The following is a 19,181-nucleotide window of genomic DNA, read 5'->3' as shown; positions in this document are numbered from 1 at the left end:
AATAGTTCTTCTCAGTAATTTATGTAATAATTAAGAATATTCTTTAATTCTATTTTATCGGTAAAACTCTTAAACTATCTGCCTTAAAACACTTTAACAAAATACCAATATTATTCTAATTACGTAATTCTCTCCTTTTACAAATTCTGTTTACTTATTGTGAAAATAGTCGATGATGTACAAGTGTATAAAAAGTATACAACTACATGATTAGTGTGTAAAAAATACACACTAAAAACAATCTAAAAATCTATAATAACCAGCAAATAAGCTTTAAATACTAATGGTATGTAAATTGATATAATGGACTTAAATAAAACTATAATATGAGTATAGGAACTATTAATTTAAAATCATCACATAGCAAATACGCTAGCACAAACCAAAAAACGACTCCAATTAACTTTCGAGCTCTTATTGTTATGCTGAGTTCATTTGTTATTATGATTGCTGCTACTTATTCTGTTTACTTATTACAAGATGATTTTTCTAAATTTAATTTCGAAAGATTAAATACAACTTGGGGTTTTTCCTTTTTTATACTTGCAGCAATATTGTTTGCTTTTGGAGCAATGACTTTTATTTATGATTTATACTTATATTTTAAATACAAACCAATAGCATCTGTAAATGATAATGAACTACCTACTGTTACTGTTATAGTACCTGCTTATAATGAAGGGAAACAAGTTTTAGAAACTTTAAAGAGTTTAGATAAAAGTGATTATCCTAAAGAAAAATTACAATTATTATCTATTGATGATGGTAGTAAAGATGATACTTGGCATTGGATGCAAGAAGCTAAAAGAATTTTAGGTAGTGAAGTTACTATAATGCAACAACCTAAAAATATGGGTAAGCGTCATGCCTTATATCGTGGTTTTAATATTGGTACAGGAGATGTTTTTGTTACTGTTGATAGTGATTCAATAGTAAAAAAAGATACGCTTCGTAATTTAGTAAGCCCGATAGTTATTGATAAAAATTGTGGTGCTGTAGCTGGTAACATTCAAGTGTTAAATAACAAAAAAACTTTATTACCTAAAATGCTAAATGTAAGTTTTGTAATGAGTTTTGAATTTAAACGTTCTGCTGAAAGTAGTTTAAATTCTGTTTTATGTACTCCTGGTGCATTAGCTGCTTACAGATCAACTGCCGTTTTTGCTTGTTTACCAGAATGGATTGATCAAAAATTCATGGGTAAATCATCTGATATTGGTGAAGATAGAGCATTAACAAACATGATATTAAAACAAGGCTATAGCGTTTTATTTCAAAAAAACGCATATGCATATACAAATGTACCTGAAGATTATATAGGGCTATATAAAATGTTTATTAGATGGGATAGAAGTAATGTTCGTGAAAACATTGCGATGTCTAAATATGTATTTACAAATTTTAAAGAAGGTAATAAATTTGGATCAAGATTATTGTTTGTTACCCAATCAATAAAAATGATTATGTCGTATCCTTTTTTATTATTTATGTTATATTTCCTTTTATCTCACCCCGTTTTATTTATAAGTTCTACTTTATTTAGTATTTTGATAGTATCGACGTTCCCCGTTTTATTTTATGCTAAAAGATATGATTCAAAAGAAGCTTTCTGGGCATATTCTTATAGTATTTTATATACTTTTGGATTATTCTGGATTACTCCATACGCTATTGCTACTGCAGGTAAAAGTGGATGGTTGACTCGTGAAATATCTGCATAAATATATTATTAAGAACCTGTAATAATTAAACTTATTACGGGTTTTTAATTTTTGAAGTAGGCTAAACATACTTTAATCTCAAAAAAAAATAATTACCCCTTCATTTTTAAGTACACCCTAATTTAATTTTTACTGAAGGCATAAAGCAGTCTGACAACATTTTATGCAAATTAGGGTGTTTCTTTTTTAACAACATTAATCGTTCAAAAAAAATATTCTAAAGCACAGTAAAAATTATATTTCTTTAATTTTACTTAAAAAATGGCTCTACAAAACCAATAAATTGTAAGTCTTTTTTTTTCCAACGTGCACCATGTCCTGATGCTATTCTTACTTCATAAACTAATTCATGCTTGTAATGATAATATACATTCCACCAAGTTTTATTTTTTAACATGTTCGTCAATAAACTTCTTACTTTTTTTTCCTTTTCAGCTGGATTTCCAATCGCTTTTCCCCAAAAATTATTTGTGGTTCTTTCTGAATGTTTTTCAAAAGCTCTTACCGCTTTTGTTATTTGTGCATTAAAAATTTCAAAACTTGCATCATAAACTTCTTTGTTTATTGGCGGAATTGCTTTTTCATTTTTAATTGTTGCCGATGTTATTCTTTGCCCTAAAACAATTAGAAAGTCGTTAATATTTATTTCTTGAAACTTTTGTATTGTTTCTAATATATATTCTTCTTCTTTTAAAAACTGAAATTTATTAAAAGCTATGCTTCTATCCGTTTTAATTTCTTCTTCAAAACAAGGCAATTCATATTTTTTAAGAAAATCTTGTTCTGTAAAATAGTTCGTTAAATTACACGCTATTATTTTAAGATGCTCTTCTTGGCACTTTAATATGTAATGTTCCTTTTTTTGATACAAATACTGTTTTTGTATTTCTATTAATTTATTCTTTAGAGTTTCTTTTTCCATTTCATTATTATTCGCAAGTTATTAAACTAGAGTAATCTTTAGGGATTATAATTTCTATAATATTACTCCATAATTTTATTTTATCTAAAATCCAAGCATCAGAACTTACTCCGATGAACTCACTATTAGCAATAAATTTATCTGGATTATTCAATAGCACAACCTCCCAATTATGTTCTTTTTCTTTTGCATAATCAGTTAGCTTTGTTTTCATACGTCCACTATTAGAAACTGGGGCATCAAATACCCAAATAACTTTTGAAACTTTATATTTTTTAAAGAATGCTGCAAAAGTTTCAATTGCAATTTGGGTTTGGCTTACACTTTTATAAGTTCCATATAAATTTGATAAATCTCTATACGCTCCATCTCTCCCTTTAAAAATATAAGCTTCAGATAATATACTTTCTAATAATATTAACTGATTAAATCCGTCAATAATTAATGTCGCTCCTTCTAACACTTCAATAGTTACTTTAGTATTCTGCCTGTTAACAACAGCTGTTTTACTTGCTGCCATTCCTTTTATAGCTTGTTGCTGTCGTTTATTAAGCTTATAACGATTTCCTACCAATTCACATGAAGATGATTCACCATAACCTCGTTCTAATAAAAAAGACATATCGAATACTGCTTCTTTTATTTTTTGCTGCATAAATACTTCTCCAAATAAATAATCGTCTCTGCCAACTTTACCTCTATTTTTAGTCATTTTGTGTGTAGTCTTTTAATAAAAATCTGAGAAGCAAAGTTTCAAGCTCTGCTTCCCAGTTCACAAGTAAAAAGTACGTTTCCATTTCTGCTTTTTTCTATTTCAATTAATTTATTTTTATTTCCATAATGGTTTTTCACTTACTTTACTCTTATCTATTCCTATAAAACGTGAAGTCCAACAATCTGCTACTAAAACTCCTATTTCAAAATTACATTTTAGACAAACTTGATTTAAGGCTCCGAATTCACTTGGTCCACAACAACCTTGAAATCTAACTGATTCTTTGTGATTTTTAAGTACAATACTTTTTGTATTTATTAAATAATCTATAGGAATTTCAAAATTATAATCAACTTCAGAAGCATCTATATATTTACCATCAAATAACAACTCTTTTTCATCAATAAATCTAACTTCTTTAAATGTTGATTTCTTTAAAGTTTCAGGTGTTAAAAGGTCATTACATTTTTTACAATATAGTTTCATAATCTATTTTCTTCTTCGTTTCTTCCAAGGTGCATTTTTTTGCCAGTTTCCTGCCATAATACAACCATAAGGTAAAACTTCGTCAATTACTTCTCCTAAACCAAACTCTTCCATTTGACTTCTAACATTATCAGCGTTTTTATATGCTGAAGGCAACTCAGTAATATCAATCTCTTCAGAGAAAAAACGAATATCTAACCCTTTGGTTTCTTCTTCAAAAATTTCTTGAATTGTGCCTATTTTACTTTTCCTATGCTGTGTTCTACTTACATTACGTCCCGCTCCGTGTGGTGCGAACCCTAAATTATTTGGGGTTGTTTTTCCTTCTACAATTAATACTGGCTCACTCATGTTTAACGGAATTAAACGTGGCCCTGTAATATCTGGCATAAACTTAGCATCTAACGGTGTTGCTCCTTTTGCATGATAAAATAAATCTCCTTCTTTAAAAACAAAATTATGTTCATTCCAAAATCTATTTTCCTTTTCTACACCTAATTTTTCTAACGTCGAATCGTGTAAAACCTCATGATTCAATTTTGTCCACTTTCTTATAATTTGTAATGCTTCCCAGTATGCTTTTCCTTCTTCTGTTTCAAACGGAATCCATGCATTTTGTTTTAATGTTTGTGGTGACAATTCTCTTCTAAATTGTTCAGCTATATGCATTCCTCTTTTATATAAATTAGCTCCAAAACCTCTACTTCCATGATGTGTAACCAACATAGTGTTTCCTGTATTCTTAGATTTCCCTACAAATAAGAAGTGATTTCCATCTCCTTGTGTTCCTAAATGACTTCTTGCTGCTGAAATACATTTTTGATTGTTTAAAAACGGGTTTGCTTCTATTTCAGCTAACAAATCCATAGGAAAACGAAATTGTGTACTTCTATCTCTTCCTCCTGGTCCGAAGTGCGTAATTGAATGTGCAGCATCTAAAACGTCTTTCGGGTTTGCATCTCCAAAATCTGTTAACATTACTGAACAGCAAATATCTGCACTATGCATACCTGGATGGATGGCATTTTTTGCTACCACAATTCCACCAACAGGTATTGTTCCTGAAGCTCCCGTTGGACAAGCATCAGGCATAATAGCACCATTTACAATCGTTGGTGTTTTCATTAATACTTCCATAGAACCTATAACAGAATTCACATTAGTTTCTTCCAATTCGTTTTCTGCCTTAATATTGACCTTAAATTCTACTGAATTATCTAACAACGGAATTTCTGGTTCTGAACGAAATTGTTCTAAATATGTTCCTATTTCTTCCTTGGTTAATTCATTTGTATTGATATACTCCATTGCTTCTGGAAACCATTTTGCTGGTTTAAAACCCATTGCTACTATTTCTTTTCCTGTTATTTTCATTTTATTTTTCATCTTAATCAATTTTTAACCTATTTAAATTCCGACTTACTAACTAAGCCTTAAAAACCTATTATCTTTTTACCAAATAACAGTGTCCTTGTACATTTCATCTTTGTAATCATAAAAACCTCTTATCCTCTTATATTCAAAACTTAGGATATTAAGTTCCCATATTGCTGGTTTTTCAGACCAAGGGTCTATTAAAATTTCCACAGTATAAAAATCCTTTTGTCTAATAGAATGAATATCTTTCAAATCTTCATTTTCTATTCTCTTCCAGTTTTCATATGTCCAAAATGTCAAGTGCTCTCCTGCCATAATAGCCCAATTATTATCCTTATCAATTAATGCACAATCAGGATCTCCATAAAAATTATCTTCCAACAGTGTTTCATTTACTAACTTATCTATTAAATATGTTGCTTCGTATTCATGTTCTATTTTTAATCGTTCCGTTTCATAAAGTATAGTTCTGAATTCATTTTTCATAGTTTCTATTTGTTTGCTCCACAAAATCCTCGTTTTGTGGAGCGATTATTTGAAAGAGTTTAATATCTTTCTTATGATTCCGTTGCAAATATTATACATAAGTGCGCAATCTTTTTGCGTAGAAAAAATTAATTGCTATTTTTATTGAAATTTTTATGCAAATGGATTTAAAAAAGCGATTTCACAAATTAGTTTCTAACTATACCAAAGATGAAAACCAAATAGCATTACTATGGATAAATATTGATAAACATTATTCTGAAAAACATAGAGCATACCATAATCTTACACATTTAAATGAAATTTTTAAATATGCTGATGTATACAAGCAGCATATAGAAAACTATGATTGTTTAGCGTTCTCTATTTTTTACCACGATGTTATTTATAATATATGGAAACAAGACAATGAAGAAAAAAGTGCTGATTTTGCTGTTAAGCATCTATCAAAAATAAATATTAAAACTTCTTTTTTAGAAAAAATTCATCAGCAAATAATAGCTACTAAAACACATGAAGCTACTAATAATGACACCAAGTGGATGGTAGATTTCGACCTAGGTATTTTAGGAGCACCTGCTGAGACTTACATTAATTACACGAAACAAATTAGAGAAGAATACAAGTTAGTACCCAAAATACTTTATAAAAAAGGCCGTAAAAAAGTACTGCAACATTTTATAGATAAGCCTTTTATTTATGCCACAGATGAATTTAGAAATTTATATGAAGGCCAAGCAAAACACAATTTAACTAATGAATTAAACAGCTTATAAATGGCTTCTAATAAAAATGCACTTATCCGTTATAAAACGATAGATCAATGTTTACGGAATACAATGAAACGTTGGACTTTAAATGATTTAATTGATGCTTGCTCTGATGCTTTGTATGAATATGAAGGAAAAGATGTATATGTAAGCAAACGAACTATTCAATTAGATATTCAGTTAATGCGAAGTGATAAACTTGGTTATAATGCGCCTATTGAAGTGTATGAACGAAAATACTATCGTTATGCAGAAGAAAGCTATAGTATTATGAATATTCCTGTAACTGATAATGATGTGAAAATTATAAATGAATCAATTCAGGTACTTCGTCAGTTTAAAGACTTTTCTTTATTTAAAGAAATGGATGGAGTTTTACAACGATTAGAAGATTCTGTTTATGCATCACAAAAAACGAACAGGCCAATTATTCATTTAGATAAAAACGAACAATTAAAAGGATTGGAATACATTGATCCTATATATAAAGCTATTCAAAATAAAAAAGTAATTACAGTTACCTATCAATCTTTTAAAGCTCATAAAGCAAGCGACATGACAGTGCATCCGCAATTATTAAAAGAATACAATAATAGGTGGTTTTTGTTGGCAACACATAAAAAAAAATTTATAACACTTGCACTCGACAGAATATCAAATATTCTTTTTAATGATAAAATGGAATACAATGATTTAGCTATTGATGGTGATGCTTACTATAAAGAGGTTATTGGTGCTACTGTTGCAGATACACGTGCGCAGCGTATTCAGTTTTGGATAGATAAAAAAAATGCCCCGTATGTAATTACAAAGCCTTTTCATAAAAGTCAACGATTAATTAAACACACCGAAGACGGCGTAATTTTTAATATTCTAGTTCAAGTAAATTATGAGTTAGAACGTATGATTTTAGGTTTTGGGGATGCTATTGAAATTCAAAAACCAGAGAAACTCCGTAACCGAATGATTACTAAATTACAAAATTCAGTTAGTAGGTATTCTTCTAAAACTACATCTTAAAAAATAATAAAACACCAAGTAAAAAATGTTCATTACTTGGTGCTTTACATACCTATAATTATTCTTTTGTAATTATTTGTTCAACATATACATAAGGTCCATTAGGTGCCGATTGTGCAATTCTTGCACAGTACCAATCTGATCCCCATCTTAATCCAGAATCCCAAGGGCTATTCTTTGCATCTGCCCATGTCCATGCTTTTGCGTTTGAATCAGGATTTGAAGGCCATCCATTTGCATAAACTTCAATCTTGTCTTGTTGTGCTCTAAAAGGGGCATTGGTACTCCATTGAAGCCATAAATTCCCTTGCTTTTCAAAAGCACTCAAAGTCCATTCAAATTTTTTTGTTACTGTTTGCATTGCTGCGGCTACTTCTGCCACGTTTTTAGTTTGAGACATAATACTAATTATTAAAGTTGGTTAGTTGTGCTTACTCTTTTAATGGATTTTCAGCTTTCTCCTTATTTTTCGTAGTACAATTTAAAAACTAAATTATCTCACTGTAACAAAAACACCTTAAGCGTCTATAAATCAAACATTAACAAACAGAATTTTAACACAAACGTAAATACACGGTTACAAAAAAAACTCTAAAAACCTAATAAACAAATACTTAACAAAAGTTTTCTTATTAAAATAATAAATCAAAAATGAATTAGTCACTTATAAAATATATGCTAATTTTAAAATTTCACAATAACGTTTTCTGTATATTTACCTTATGAATATTATAATTATTACAGGCGGAAGTAAAGGAATTGGAAAAGCATTAGTCAAAAAATATGCTTCTGAGAACTACAAAGTATTTTCTTTAGCAAGAACAGCATCTTTATTAGAAAGTGTTCAAAATATTTCAGTTGACTTATCTGATTTTACTGTAACAGAAAAAAAATTCACTTCTCTTTTAAAGGAAATACTCCTTCAAAAAGTAACATCAATTACTTTGATTAACAATGCTGGTAGGCTAGGTAAAATAGGTGATTTAGAAAATTTAAAAACTAATGACATTGCTAAATCTATTCAATTAAATACCACTACTCCACTTATACTTTCTAGTTTATTTATTAAAATGACTCAAGAACTCGTATGCAAAAAACAAATTATAAATATTTCATCAGGAGCAGCTAAAAATGCCTATCAAGGTTGGTCTGTATATTGTACTTCTAAAGCTGCAATAGATATGATGACCAAAGCTATTGCTACAGAACAAAATGAAAAAGAAAATGGTGTAAAATGTGTTTCTATTTATCCTGGTGTTGTAGATACAAACATGCAAACTCAAATTAGAGACACCCATGAATCTGATTTTACAAGTTTACAGCGTTTTGTGGATTTAAAGAATAATAACGAACTATATTCTCCTGATTTTGTTGCTAATTCTATTTATAAAATTGATATCGAAAATCAATTAAAAAACGGAGATATTATTGATATTCGGAATTTTTAAAATAGAAACATCAACTTCCTTAAAACAAACTACTTCAAAAATATCTAAATTTTAATTGCCCATTAATTAAAGTTTAGATAAAATTAGGAATGTATTGGTATCACTAAATACCATTAACTGATCTAACAATTCTTGCAGACTTAATTGATTTTTCACTACAACTTTTAAGTGTATATTTTGGCTCCCTGTAATTCTATGTGCTTCTTTCACTTCTTTAAAACTATTTATTTTTTTAAGAATATGTATAAGTTGTCCAGGGAAAACTTTTAATAAAATAAAAGCTTCTAAGTCATTACCTAATTTTTTATTGTCTAATTGAATTGTATATTTTTGAATAACACCTGTGTCTTCTAATTTTTGTACCCGCTCTCTTACTGCTGATGGTGATAAGTTTATTTTTCTACCTAAATCAGCAAAAGACAATCTAGAATTGTTTTTTAACTCTTCAATTAATTGTTTATCTAAATCATCTACCATCGAATCAATTTTAATTAAGCTATAAAATAGCTATTTCAATTGTAAATATAAATAAATTACAAACATTCAATTTTAACTTCTATTAATTTATTTCTAATTTTATATAAAAATTCACAAAGTATGAGTATCCTTTTAGTCTTTGAAAATAAAAACGTTTCACCTTGGATAAAAGCTCTAAAAAAAGAGTTACCAAACACAACAATTGAAGTATATCCTGAAGTAAATGATAAAAATACTGTTGATTTTGTTATTTGCTGGAAACCTACTAAAAATGTATTAACAGAGTTTCCCAACATCAAAATAATTCAATCTGCTGGTGCCGCTATAGATCATATTACGAATTCACAGATAATATCTAAAAACACCATTATTACGCGTATTATTGACGAAAGACTATCTAACGATATGTGGGAGTTTTTAATTACTGTTGTTTTATCTGAGTTAAAAAACATGTCGCTATATTCAACTCAAAAAACAACAAAAAACTGGAAACAAAACAGTTATAGATCTATTAACAATACCACCATTGCTATTTTAGGTTTGGGAGAAATAGGTGGTTATGTTGCTAAGAAATTTACTGAGATTGGTTTTAATGTAAAAGGTTGGAGTAATTCTAAAAAAGAAATACCTAACGTTAAGAGTTACCATGAAAAAGACAAGTTTGATGCTTTTTTAAACAATGCTGATTTTCTAATTAATCTTTTACCTTTAACAGCCAGTACAAAAAATATTTTGAATAAAAACACCTTTAATAAATTGCCTAAAGGTTCTTTTCTTATCAATGTTGCACGGGGTGAACATTTAGTTGATAATGATTTAATAAATGCTCTTGATACCTCAATGCTTTCTGGTGCCTTTTTAGATGTTTTTAGAACAGAGCCTTTGCCAGCTGAACATCCTTTTTGGAAACATCCGAAAATTAAAATAACACCACATATAGCGAGTTTAACGAATGTGAATACTGCTATCAATCAAATTACAGAAAACTACAAAAGCTTCTTAAATAAAGAAGAAATAAAAAATAGTGTATCATTAAAAAAAGGATATTAAATTATGAACAGTAAATTTCATCTTGCATTTAAAGTAAAAGATATTGAAAGTACTATTAAATTTTACCACACAATTTTAGATTGTGAATTAGGTCGACAAACAAAAAATTGGGTTGATTTTAATTTTTTCGGACATCAGTTATCTGCCCATGTATCTAAAGATATTCCAGAATTAGATTACTGCGGAATTGTAGAAAACCTAGAAGTTCCTATTCCTCATTTTGGTTGTATTGTTGATAATACTACTTTTAATACCATAAAAGTTAGTTTAGAAAAACATGGAATAAATTTTATTGTTAAGCCTCAAAAAAGATATGAAGGCAAAAAAGGAACGCAACAAACAATGTTTATTTTAGATTATAGTAATAATGCTTTGGAGTTTAAAAGTTTTGAAAATAGTGAAGAAATTTTCAAATAACCGTAATTATAATCTCTCTCTCCTATTTACAGCTATTATATTTTTGCTATTTTATAAATAGGAATAGGTAATGCAACACCTTCTGCTAAAAATCGTTTATGTACTGCTTCTTTTAAAGCACATTTGGTTTTAAACTCTTGAAATGGTTCATTTAACCAAACATAAGCACGCATATGTATATGATCTGTATGTACATCAATTACTCGTACGTCAACCTGTTTTGCATCTGCCATTACTTGTTCTGGCGTTCTAAAATCAATTACTGAAGGTAACTTAATAGCTTCTTCTTGTATAATTTGTCGAGCTAAATCAATATTTGCTTTTATTCCTAACTTAAAATTATTAAAACTAAGCACGTGAGAGTCTTCAATAGTATGGTTTAATACCGAATCGGTACTTATTACCGAGTTTGGTATAATTAATCGTTTATTTTCAAAATTATTAATTACAGTATGCCGTAACGTAATGTCTTCAACAATACCTACACGGGTATCATCTAACTTAATATAATCTCCTACTCGAAAAGGTCTGAAAATAACAATAAATGCCCCTGCTATTAAATTAGATAAAGCTGCTTGCGCAGCAAAACCAATAATAGCTGCTAAGATACCGGCTCCAGAAAAAATTAAAGTAGCTTTACTTCTAAAAACAGGCACGGTCATAATAATATAGAGTATACCTAATACTCCCATAAAAAACTTTACGGAGTTACGTAAAAACTGAATACTAGTTCTTCCGTTTTGGTCTGTTTTTCTAATTTTTATAATCTGTACTATACAATATCTTATAATTCGTGAAATTACCCAAGTAATGAAAACTATGAGTAATACATACGCTAAAATCCCTAAAAAAGAATCTAAATTAAAACGATATGATAGTAAATATTCCATTTATACCGATTGTTTAAATGCTGCTGTTGCATGTATGGTTGTTGTATCGAAAACAGGAATTGAAACGTCTTTTTGTGCAACTAACAAAGGGATTTCTGTACATCCTAAAATAACACCCTCAGCTCCTTTTTGTGCTAATTTTTCTATAATTGCTATATATGCTTTTTGGGATGCTTCATTTAAAATTCCTTTAGATAATTCGTTATAAATTACATCGTGAATTATTGTTCTGTCTTCTTCTTCTGGAATTATTGCTTCTATCCCCATGTTTTTTAAAACATCGGTATAAAAGGTTTTCTCCATAGTATATTTCGTTCCCAACAAGGCTACTTTCTTTAGTTTACTTTCTAAAATTATAGTACCTGTGGCTTCTGCGATATGAATTACAGGAATAGTAACTGCTTCTCTAACCTCAGCAATGGTTAAATGCATGGTATTCGCACAAATTAAAATACAATGTGCACCTGCTGCTTGTAAACTTTTTGCAGCATCTACCATTATCCTAGCTAAAAGATCCCATCTACCTTCTGATTGTAACTTAGAAATCTCTCCAAAGTCTACAGCGTTCATTACTACTTTTGCTGAATGTTTTTCACCAAATGTTTCACTGGCTAATTTATTTAGCACTTGATAATACATAATGGTAGACTGCGGTGTAATACCTCCTATTAATCCTATTGTTTTCATTTAAAATAAACTTTCTTGACTATCGTCATCTTTTGCCTTTTTCTTTTGAAGCGCTCTTTCTAATGCTTTTTTTGCTTTATCTTCTTTTGTTGTTTTAAACTCTTTTTGGGGCACTTCTTCAATATCTAAAGGTAAGCTATCTTCAATAATTTCTTCTTCTTCATTTACCTCAATCTCTTCTACCTTTTCTTCTTCAGGTTCTTCATATGGGAAAGATTCTAATAAATTAACGGTACGTATTTTATCTGTAGTTAATTGATTTCCGTTTGCTTTTATACCTTTTATTGCTATAAAATCTTCAAAATTCACTTCTATTTTATCTAAGCTTCGTTTTGAAAATAGTACTTCTGCAACTGGTCGATAATCTGTAGAAACAATCTCTAATTTCGATTTTTCTGTATCTGAAATAAAAAGTTCTTCTTTATCTGTACTTTCTATTAAAAAACGTTTTACATAATAACGTTCTTTTTCTCCATCGAAATAAATAGCAGAAATAGGTTTGTTAGGTTTCCATTTTTCTAAGATAATCATATCATTATCAAAATGCATTGCTAAATCTGGCGCTACTGCTTTGATTTTACCTGATTGAGTTGCAATTAATATTTTATCTTCAGCTCTAAACTCACCTAATAAATCACCTCTATCATCAACATTTAAACGTTGTACAGCTTCATCAAACCAAATTTTACGAGGTTTTAGTGTAGAAACACCCGCAGATTTAAATTCAATTTTTCGAATTGCAAACTTGGTTATTTGATTACCACGAACTGCACGTCCTTTAATTGCTAAATCAGCAAAATCAATATCCCATTTCAACTTTTTTATACTTCCTACAGATCGTAAATTAATGGTAACAACCTCAGCTTCTCCATTAGGGTTTACTGTAAAGTATAAAACTTTAGAGCCTTTATTTCCTGTTGTTAAATCGTACTCTTTATCTCTTGTTACACTTGTTACATTAAAACGCTTCATATAACTCGGTCCCTTTGTACCGTCTTTATACATCATATTATACACCGTACGCTTATCTTTCTTTTTAAAGATTGCGATATGAATAATGTCTTTACCTACAAAAGTTTTCGATGCTACTTTGGTAACAATCATTTTACCATCGCTTTTAAAGATAATTATGTCATCAATATCGGCGCACTCAGTAACATATTCGTCTTTTTTAAGTGAAGTACCTACAAAACCTTCTTCTCTATTTACATAAAGTTTGGTGTTTCGCATTACTACTTTGGTTGCTACGATATCGTCAAAAATTCTAATTTCTGTTTTACGCTCACGACCTTTACCGTACTTTGTTTTTAAGTTTTTAAAATAGTTTATAGCAAACTCAATTAAATTATCTAGGTAATTTTTTACTTCCGCTATTTGTTCTTCTAAACTTTCAATATGTTGTTTCGCTTTGTCAATATCAAATTTTGATATTTTTTTAATTCTAATTTCTGTTAAACGAACAATATCTTCTTCTGTTATGTCTCTTTTTAAGTGTTTTATATGTGGTTGTAGACCTTTATCAATTGCTTCAATTACTCCTTTCCAAGTATCAACCTCTTCAATATCACGATATATTCTATTCTCAATAAAAATTCGCTCTAAAGATGCAAAGTGCCATTGTTCTTGTAATTCATTTAACCGAATTTCTAATTCTTGTTTTAATAATTTTACGGTTAAATCTGTAGAGTGTTTTAACATCTCTGAAACTCCAACAAAAACGGGCTTATTATCTTCAATCGTACAGGCTAATGGTGAGATAGATGTTTCACAATTTGTAAATGCATATAAAGCATCAATTGTTTTATCTGGCGATACATTTGGTGGTAAATGCACCAAAATTTCTACATTGGCTGCTGTATTGTCTTCAATTTTCTTAATTTTTATTTTTCCTTTGTCATTCGCTTTTAAGATACTATCAATCAACGAGGTTGTTGTGGTTGAAAAAGGAATTTCTGTAATAACCAACGTCTTTTTATCTTGTTGAGAAATTTTTGCTCTAACACGAACTTTTCCTCCACGTACTCCATCATTATAATTAGTTACATCTGCGATTCCTCCTGTTAAAAAATCAGGTATAATACTAAAGCTTCTTCCTTTTAAATATTTAATAGAAGCATCTATTAACTCATTAAAATTATGTGGTAATATTTTTGTTGATAATCCTACTGCAATTCCCTCTGCTCCTTGTGCTAGTAATAAAGGAAATTTTACTGGTAAATCTATTGGTTCTTTTCTTCTACCATCATACGACATTTTCCAATCTGTCGTTTTTGGATTAAAAACAACTTCTAATGCAAATTTTGATAAACGAGCTTCTATATAACGAGAAGCCGCTGCACGATCTCCTGTTAAAATGTTACCCCAGTTTCCTTGCATATCAATTAGCAATTCTTTCTGTCCAATTTGCACCATCGCATCTGCTATTGACGCATCACCATGTGGGTGATACTGCATGGTGTGTCCAACAATGTTCGCTACTTTATTATAACGCCCATCATCTAAGTCTTTCATAGAATGCATTATTCTACGTTGTACTGGTTTTAAACCATCTTCTAATGACGGAACTGCTCTTTCTAAAATTACATACGAAGCGTAATCTAAAAACCATTCCTTATACATTCCGGTAACTTTCGTTATCGTTTCTACCGGATCAGCTTGGTGCTGCATTTCTTCGTCGTGTTCGTTTTCGTTTATTTCTTCACTCATTAAATAATAGGTATTCGTTTAAGAGTTTATTTATTGTATTTTTTACTAAGTATTAAAATTGAAATGCAAACTAGTGCAGCAACAATCATATTTATATAATGTCTTTTATTAGTTACCCAACTCAAGTTATCAAAATCGACATTAAATAAATTAACACAAAAAATTGTAAAAGCAATTATTATATATATTCTTACTCTCTTAAGTTTATCCATTATTGCTTTTTGTTTTCATTTGTAATGAAAAAATAATCATTACGGCTGTTAAAACACCTAAGAAAGCTCCTGAATTATTTTTATTAAATATATTATTCCAATCAATATAATACAACCAAAATAATAAAACCAACACAAACAAAACAGTAATAATATTCTTTATTTTCTTTGCATTATATTTCTTCATCAGCAACGTCTAATTCAACTTTTAAATTTTCGATAATAAACTTTTGTCTATCTGGTGTATTCTTTCCCATATAGAATTCTAACATTTGCTCAATCGACATTTCTTTATCTAACATTACCGGATCTAAACGAATATCGTCTCCAATAAAATGAACAAACTCATTGGGAGAAATCTCCCCTAATCCTTTAAATCGAGTTATTTCTGGTTTCCCTCTTAATTTAGCTATTGCTTCTCTTTTTTCTTCTTCTGAATAACAGTAATAAGTATCTTTCTTATTACGAACTCTAAATAAAGGAGTTTCTAAGATATATAAATGTCCTTCTTTAATTACTTCTGGAAAAAATTGTAGAAAGAAGGTAATTAATAACAAACGAATATGCATACCATCTACATCGGCATCGGTAGCAATTACAATATTATTATATCGTAAATCTTGTAAACCATCTTCAATATTTAAAGCTGCTTGTAATAAATTGAATTCTTCATTTTCGTATACAATTTTCTTACTAAGTCCGTATGAATTTAAAGGCTTTCCTTTTAAACTAAAAACGGCTTGTGTGTTTACATTTCTAGATTTTGTAATTGATCCAGATGCAGAATCTCCCTCCGTAATAAATAAAGTAGAATCTAAATACGCTTCCTTTTTTGTATCTCCTAAGTGTATTCTACAATCACGTAATTTTTTATTATGTAAACTTGATTTTTTTGCCCTGTCTTTAGCTAATTTTCTAATTCCAGATAATTCTTTACGTTCTTTCTCTGCTTGAATTATCTTCTTTTGAAGTGCTTCGGCTGTATCAGTATTTTTATGTAAAAAGTTATCTAATTTCGTTTTTAGAAAGTCGTTAATATAAGTTCTTACCGTTGGTAATTCTCCACCCATATCAGTAGATCCCAGTTTTGTTTTTGTTTGACTTTCAAAAACTGGTTCCATCACTTTAATGGCTATTGCCGAAATAATAGATTTACGAATATCTGAAGCTTCAAAATTTTTACCGTAAAACTCACGAATAGTTTTTACAATAGCTTCTCTAAATGCTGCTTGGTGTGTACCTCCTTGTGTTGTATGTTGCCCATTTACAAACGAATGGTATTCTTCTGAATATTGTGTTTTACTATGCGTTATTGCAACTTCTATGTCGTCTCCTTTTAAGTGAATAATCGGATATAACATATCTTCCTGGCTATTGTTATCTTCTAATAAATCTTTCAATCCATTTTCTGAAACATACTTTTCACCATTAAATACAATTGTTAATCCCGTATTTAAGTATACATAGTTTTTAAGCATTTTAGAAACATACTCGTTTCTAAATTTATAGTTTTTAAAGATGGTTTCATCTGGTATAAAAGAAACTTTTGTTCCTTTTCTACGTGATGTTTCTTCTAAAAATTCTTGATTGGTTAAATTACCTTGTTCAAATTCAGCTGCTGCAGATTTACCATCTCTTGATGATTCTACTCTAAAAAATGAAGAAAGTGCATTTACTGCTTTGGTACCTACACCGTTTAATCCTACTGATTTTTTAAATGCTTTAGAATCGTATTTACCACCAGTATTCATTTTAGATACTACATCAACCACTTTACCTAAAGGAATACCACGACCATAATCTCTAACAATTACTTTATTTCCTTGAATAGAAATTTCGATGGTTTTACCCGCCCCCATTACATATTCATCAATAGAGTTATCTAAAACTTCTTTTACTAAAATATAAATTCCGTCATCGGCTGATGAACCATCACCTAATTTACCAATGTACATTCCCGGACGCATACGGATGTGTTCTTTCCAATCGAGCGAGCGTATATTATCTTCGGTATATTTTGTTTCTTGAGTCATAAAAGTTGAGGAAATTGAAGTCTTTGCTAAAGTAGTATTTCCTACGGTAAAAATAAAAAAACTCAGCTAATTTAGTTATTAACAGCGTTTCGTTTATTTCTTTTCTAATTGTTTTTTTTCAAATTTACACAATATTCTCCCCAGTCTTTCTGCCTTCTTTACCGTTGTTGTTTTCACTTCTGTCTTACACATTTTCAAACCTTTACATGTTTTTTTTAAATGATAGCGTTTACTTGCAACACTCTTACATATAAATACTTTTTTAACTTCTTTTTCTTGAAAGGCTGTTAATGCAAATCCTATTAACATAAATGGTATTATTTTTCTCATTTTTATAATCTTTTGTTTACTTACATGTAATTTTTCAATGCTTTTTCTCTTTTTGCCTCCTCTTCTGTATTCCCAAGGGGATATTAAACTTGAGTTTGACCAAATACCAATCTTACTATTTTTGGCCTCAATCTCTAATTCACTATATTTTTTGTCTTTTGAGTATTTTTTAAAGTGCATTGCCAAACCATTACTTATCAATTCTTTATTTAAATTTTTGTTGTTATCATAATACACCTCAGCTATTAATCTATTCCAATGCCACTTACCGTTATGAATTATCTTCACTTTTTTTCCAAAAATTTCATTGGATACGAATTGTTTTGATTTTTTACCAAAGGGTTGTTTTTTTTCTGGACAATCAATATGCGCCAATCGTATGTGTATTGGTTTGTTTTCGTATAACACCTCTATAGTATCTCCATCTATAACACCAATTACTTTAGCACAGAAATTTTCTGGTAGTTTTACTGTTTTTGGTGTTATAAATAGTAGTAAAATGAATAGTGTTTTTAAATGCATAGTTATTTAAAGAGAAACTTTTTTATAATTTTGTCAATATGTGAAGGCAGATCAGTTCTTTTCAATTCAAACTTTTTCACATTCATAGCTGTTAGCCACTTTTTCCAATACTCCTTCATTACATCTTCTTCATACGGGTTTCGTGTATCTGGATTAATACCTAATACTAAAACTTCTAAATTTTCTAAATTCTGATCTATTGGTAAAAACCCTAGTTCTTTTTCATCAAACTTCTTTTTCCATTTACTTGTTCTTAAATTAAATCCTTTAATAGTTTCTGGAGTTAAATAGGTAGTACTGTTCTTTTCTTTTCTTATATTATCCCTATGATAAATATAACCGTCTGTTAAAATTACAACGATGTTTCTGTAATTATCATCTATACAGTAATCTTCAATCTTATTTTTAAAGAAACCCCAAGTATCTGACCCTACATATTTTCCGTCTGATATTGCCTGTTCATAAATAGCGGTACAAGTTTTTGTATATTTTTTTGAAGTTTCTAATATTAACTCTTTAGTTGCGTTTGTTTTATCAAAAGATATTTTTAAATCTGATATTTTTTGATTCAACGCTTTATCTGACGGCTCTGGATCTAAAAACAACTGAATTTTATCTTTTATTTTTCTACTTTTTTTATTTCGAATATGATTTTCAAAATTTTTAGCTATCAATTCTATATACCCTATATCTCTTTGAAAAAGCTCCATTGATTCTTTAGGATATTTTTCTGGATCTATTCTATCTGAAAGATCTAATAAAATGCTAATATTCAAATTCGAATTTTTCTTCTTTACCTCAATCTGTTTTGCTGTTTCTAATACTACCTCTGAAGCATTTTCTTTTTTACAGGCATTTGTAGTAAAAAAGAAAATAGCTACTAGTATAAATAATATACTTCTTTTCATTGCT

General features: G+C 29.3%; 20 protein-coding genes. 6 read left to right on the top strand and 14 right to left on the bottom strand.

Annotated features, from left to right (window positions below):
* The first annotated feature begins 326 nt into the window (after positions 1-326).
* The gene (locus H518_RS0118485; protein ID WP_028890454.1) at positions 327-1,721 is read left to right on the top strand and encodes a glycosyltransferase family 2 protein; all 1,395 of its coding nucleotides are present in this window, start codon (positions 327-329) and stop codon (positions 1,719-1,721) included.
* Between the two features lie 250 nt (positions 1,722-1,971).
* Here H518_RS0118485 and H518_RS20220 read toward each other — a convergent pair whose 3' ends face one another.
* The 5 genes from H518_RS20220 to H518_RS0118460 form a co-directional block, all read right to left on the bottom strand.
* Entirely contained in the window at positions 1,972-2,643 is a 672-nt protein-coding gene (locus tag H518_RS20220; RefSeq protein ID WP_051263859.1) for a hypothetical protein, read from the bottom strand.
* Between the two features lie 7 nt (positions 2,644-2,650).
* The gene (locus H518_RS20215) at positions 2,651-3,355 is read right to left on the bottom strand and encodes a DUF434 domain-containing protein (RefSeq protein WP_043707297.1); all 705 of its coding nucleotides are present in this window, start codon (positions 3,353-3,355) and stop codon (positions 2,651-2,653) included.
* A 117-nt stretch (positions 3,356-3,472) separates the two neighbouring features.
* Positions 3,473-3,844 carry a hypothetical protein gene (locus H518_RS0118470; protein ID WP_028890453.1) on the bottom strand — a complete coding sequence of 124 codons (372 nt, stop codon included), beginning with the start codon at positions 3,842-3,844 and terminating at the stop codon, positions 3,473-3,475.
* A 3-nt stretch (positions 3,845-3,847) separates the two neighbouring features.
* Positions 3,848-5,218, bottom strand: coding sequence for an RtcB family protein (locus H518_RS0118465; RefSeq protein WP_028890452.1), 1,371 nt, complete (start codon positions 5,216-5,218; stop codon positions 3,848-3,850).
* A 78-nt stretch (positions 5,219-5,296) separates the two neighbouring features.
* Positions 5,297-5,731, bottom strand: coding sequence for a hypothetical protein (locus H518_RS0118460; RefSeq protein ID WP_155995267.1), 435 nt, complete (start codon positions 5,729-5,731; stop codon positions 5,297-5,299).
* Between the two features lie 137 nt (positions 5,732-5,868).
* On the opposite strand from H518_RS0118460, the gene H518_RS0118455 reads away from it, so the two are divergent.
* A complete protein-coding gene (locus H518_RS0118455; protein WP_028890450.1) occupies positions 5,869-6,483 on the top strand; it encodes an HD domain-containing protein in 615 nt (204 codons plus the stop codon).
* Complete coding sequence (locus H518_RS0118450) at positions 6,484-7,497, top strand: helix-turn-helix transcriptional regulator (RefSeq protein WP_028890449.1); 1,014 nt, start codon at positions 6,484-6,486, stop codon at positions 7,495-7,497.
* Positions 7,498-7,555: 58 nt separating this feature from the next.
* On the opposite strand, the gene H518_RS0118445 is transcribed toward H518_RS0118450, so the two are convergent.
* Entirely contained in the window at positions 7,556-7,897 is a 342-nt protein-coding gene (locus H518_RS0118445; protein ID WP_028890448.1) for a hypothetical protein, read from the bottom strand.
* Between the two features lie 322 nt (positions 7,898-8,219).
* Between H518_RS0118445 and H518_RS20210 the strand changes: the two genes are divergently transcribed.
* A complete protein-coding gene (locus tag H518_RS20210; RefSeq protein WP_051263858.1) occupies positions 8,220-8,945 on the top strand; it encodes a (S)-benzoin forming benzil reductase in 726 nt (241 codons plus the stop codon).
* Between the two features lie 66 nt (positions 8,946-9,011).
* On the opposite strand, the gene H518_RS0118435 is transcribed toward H518_RS20210, so the two are convergent.
* Complete coding sequence (locus H518_RS0118435; RefSeq protein ID WP_028890447.1) at positions 9,012-9,422, bottom strand: Lrp/AsnC family transcriptional regulator; 411 nt, start codon at positions 9,420-9,422, stop codon at positions 9,012-9,014.
* A 120-nt stretch (positions 9,423-9,542) separates the two neighbouring features.
* Between H518_RS0118435 and H518_RS0118430 the strand changes: the two genes are divergently transcribed.
* Both H518_RS0118430 and H518_RS0118425 read left to right on the top strand, forming a co-directional pair.
* Positions 9,543-10,472: a 2-hydroxyacid dehydrogenase gene (locus tag H518_RS0118430; protein WP_028890446.1), complete on the top strand. Its 930-nt coding sequence runs from the start codon at positions 9,543-9,545 to the stop codon at positions 10,470-10,472.
* A gap of 3 nt (positions 10,473-10,475) precedes the next feature.
* On the top strand, positions 10,476-10,889 hold the full coding sequence (locus H518_RS0118425) for a VOC family protein (RefSeq protein WP_028890445.1): 414 nt from the start codon (positions 10,476-10,478) through the stop codon (positions 10,887-10,889).
* A 35-nt stretch (positions 10,890-10,924) separates the two neighbouring features.
* On the opposite strand, the gene H518_RS20205 is transcribed toward H518_RS0118425, so the two are convergent.
* The 7 genes from H518_RS20205 to H518_RS0118385 form a co-directional block, all read right to left on the bottom strand.
* Positions 10,925-11,779, bottom strand: a complete 855-nt coding sequence (locus H518_RS20205; protein WP_051263856.1) for a mechanosensitive ion channel family protein — start codon at positions 11,777-11,779, stop codon at positions 10,925-10,927.
* Positions 11,780-12,466: an aspartate/glutamate racemase family protein gene (locus H518_RS0118415; protein ID WP_028890444.1), complete on the bottom strand. Its 687-nt coding sequence runs from the start codon at positions 12,464-12,466 to the stop codon at positions 11,780-11,782.
* Positions 12,467-15,172, bottom strand: coding sequence for a DNA gyrase/topoisomerase IV subunit A (locus tag H518_RS0118410; protein ID WP_028890443.1), 2,706 nt, complete (start codon positions 15,170-15,172; stop codon positions 12,467-12,469). It abuts the gene before it with no gap.
* A gap of 204 nt (positions 15,173-15,376) precedes the next feature.
* Positions 15,377-15,571 carry a hypothetical protein gene (locus tag H518_RS0118400; protein ID WP_028890441.1) on the bottom strand — a complete coding sequence of 65 codons (195 nt, stop codon included), beginning with the start codon at positions 15,569-15,571 and terminating at the stop codon, positions 15,377-15,379.
* A complete protein-coding gene (locus tag H518_RS0118395; RefSeq protein ID WP_028890440.1) occupies positions 15,558-17,417 on the bottom strand; it encodes a DNA topoisomerase IV subunit B in 1,860 nt (619 codons plus the stop codon). The genes H518_RS0118400 and H518_RS0118395 overlap by 14 nt, the downstream gene beginning before the upstream one ends.
* A 93-nt stretch (positions 17,418-17,510) precedes the next feature.
* The gene (locus tag H518_RS20675; protein WP_051263854.1) at positions 17,511-18,269 is read right to left on the bottom strand and encodes a thermonuclease family protein; all 759 of its coding nucleotides are present in this window, start codon (positions 18,267-18,269) and stop codon (positions 17,511-17,513) included.
* Positions 18,270-18,271: 2 nt separating this feature from the next.
* Positions 18,272-19,177, bottom strand: a complete 906-nt coding sequence (locus H518_RS0118385) for a hypothetical protein (protein WP_028890439.1) — start codon at positions 19,175-19,177, stop codon at positions 18,272-18,274.
* Positions 19,178-19,181: the final 4 nt, after the last annotated feature.

The sequence above is a fragment of the Tenacibaculum ovolyticum DSM 18103 genome, from assembly GCF_000430545.1.
Taxonomy (GTDB): Bacteria; Bacteroidota; Bacteroidia; order Flavobacteriales; family Flavobacteriaceae; genus Polaribacter; species Polaribacter ovolyticus.
This window is presented reverse-complemented; position numbering and strand designations above follow the sequence as displayed.

Bases quoted from the DNA above. Each gene is read 5' to 3' on its own strand.
- H518_RS0118485 (WP_028890454.1), top strand. From the start codon at position 327: ATGAGTATAGGAACTATTAATTTAAAATCATCACATAGCAAATACGCT.
- H518_RS20220 (WP_051263859.1), bottom strand. From the start codon at position 2,643: ATGGAAAAAGAAACTCTAAAGAATAAATTAATAGAAATACAAAAACAG.
- H518_RS20215 (WP_043707297.1), bottom strand. From the start codon at position 3,355: ATGACTAAAAATAGAGGTAAAGTTGGCAGAGACGATTATTTATTTGGA.
- H518_RS0118470 (WP_028890453.1), bottom strand. From the start codon at position 3,844: ATGAAACTATATTGTAAAAAATGTAATGACCTTTTAACACCTGAAACT.
- H518_RS0118465 (WP_028890452.1), bottom strand. From the start codon at position 5,218: ATGAAAATAACAGGAAAAGAAATAGTAGCAATGGGTTTTAAACCAGCA.
- H518_RS0118455 (WP_028890450.1), top strand. From the start codon at position 5,869: ATGGATTTAAAAAAGCGATTTCACAAATTAGTTTCTAACTATACCAAA.
- H518_RS0118450 (WP_028890449.1), top strand. From the start codon at position 6,484: ATGGCTTCTAATAAAAATGCACTTATCCGTTATAAAACGATAGATCAA.
- H518_RS0118445 (WP_028890448.1), bottom strand. From the start codon at position 7,897: ATGTCTCAAACTAAAAACGTGGCAGAAGTAGCCGCAGCAATGCAAACA.
- H518_RS20210 (WP_051263858.1), top strand. From the start codon at position 8,220: ATGAATATTATAATTATTACAGGCGGAAGTAAAGGAATTGGAAAAGCA.
- H518_RS0118435 (WP_028890447.1), bottom strand. From the start codon at position 9,422: ATGGTAGATGATTTAGATAAACAATTAATTGAAGAGTTAAAAAACAAT.
- H518_RS0118430 (WP_028890446.1), top strand. From the start codon at position 9,543: ATGAGTATCCTTTTAGTCTTTGAAAATAAAAACGTTTCACCTTGGATA.
- H518_RS0118425 (WP_028890445.1), top strand. From the start codon at position 10,476: ATGAACAGTAAATTTCATCTTGCATTTAAAGTAAAAGATATTGAAAGT.
- H518_RS20205 (WP_051263856.1), bottom strand. From the start codon at position 11,779: ATGGAATATTTACTATCATATCGTTTTAATTTAGATTCTTTTTTAGGG.
- H518_RS0118415 (WP_028890444.1), bottom strand. From the start codon at position 12,466: ATGAAAACAATAGGATTAATAGGAGGTATTACACCGCAGTCTACCATT.
- H518_RS0118410 (WP_028890443.1), bottom strand. From the start codon at position 15,172: ATGAGTGAAGAAATAAACGAAAACGAACACGACGAAGAAATGCAGCAC.
- H518_RS0118400 (WP_028890441.1), bottom strand. From the start codon at position 15,571: ATGAAGAAATATAATGCAAAGAAAATAAAGAATATTATTACTGTTTTG.
- H518_RS0118395 (WP_028890440.1), bottom strand. From the start codon at position 17,417: ATGACTCAAGAAACAAAATATACCGAAGATAATATACGCTCGCTCGAT.
- H518_RS20675 (WP_051263854.1), bottom strand. From the start codon at position 18,269: ATGCATTTAAAAACACTATTCATTTTACTACTATTTATAACACCAAAA.
- H518_RS0118385 (WP_028890439.1), bottom strand. From the start codon at position 19,177: ATGAAAAGAAGTATATTATTTATACTAGTAGCTATTTTCTTTTTTACT.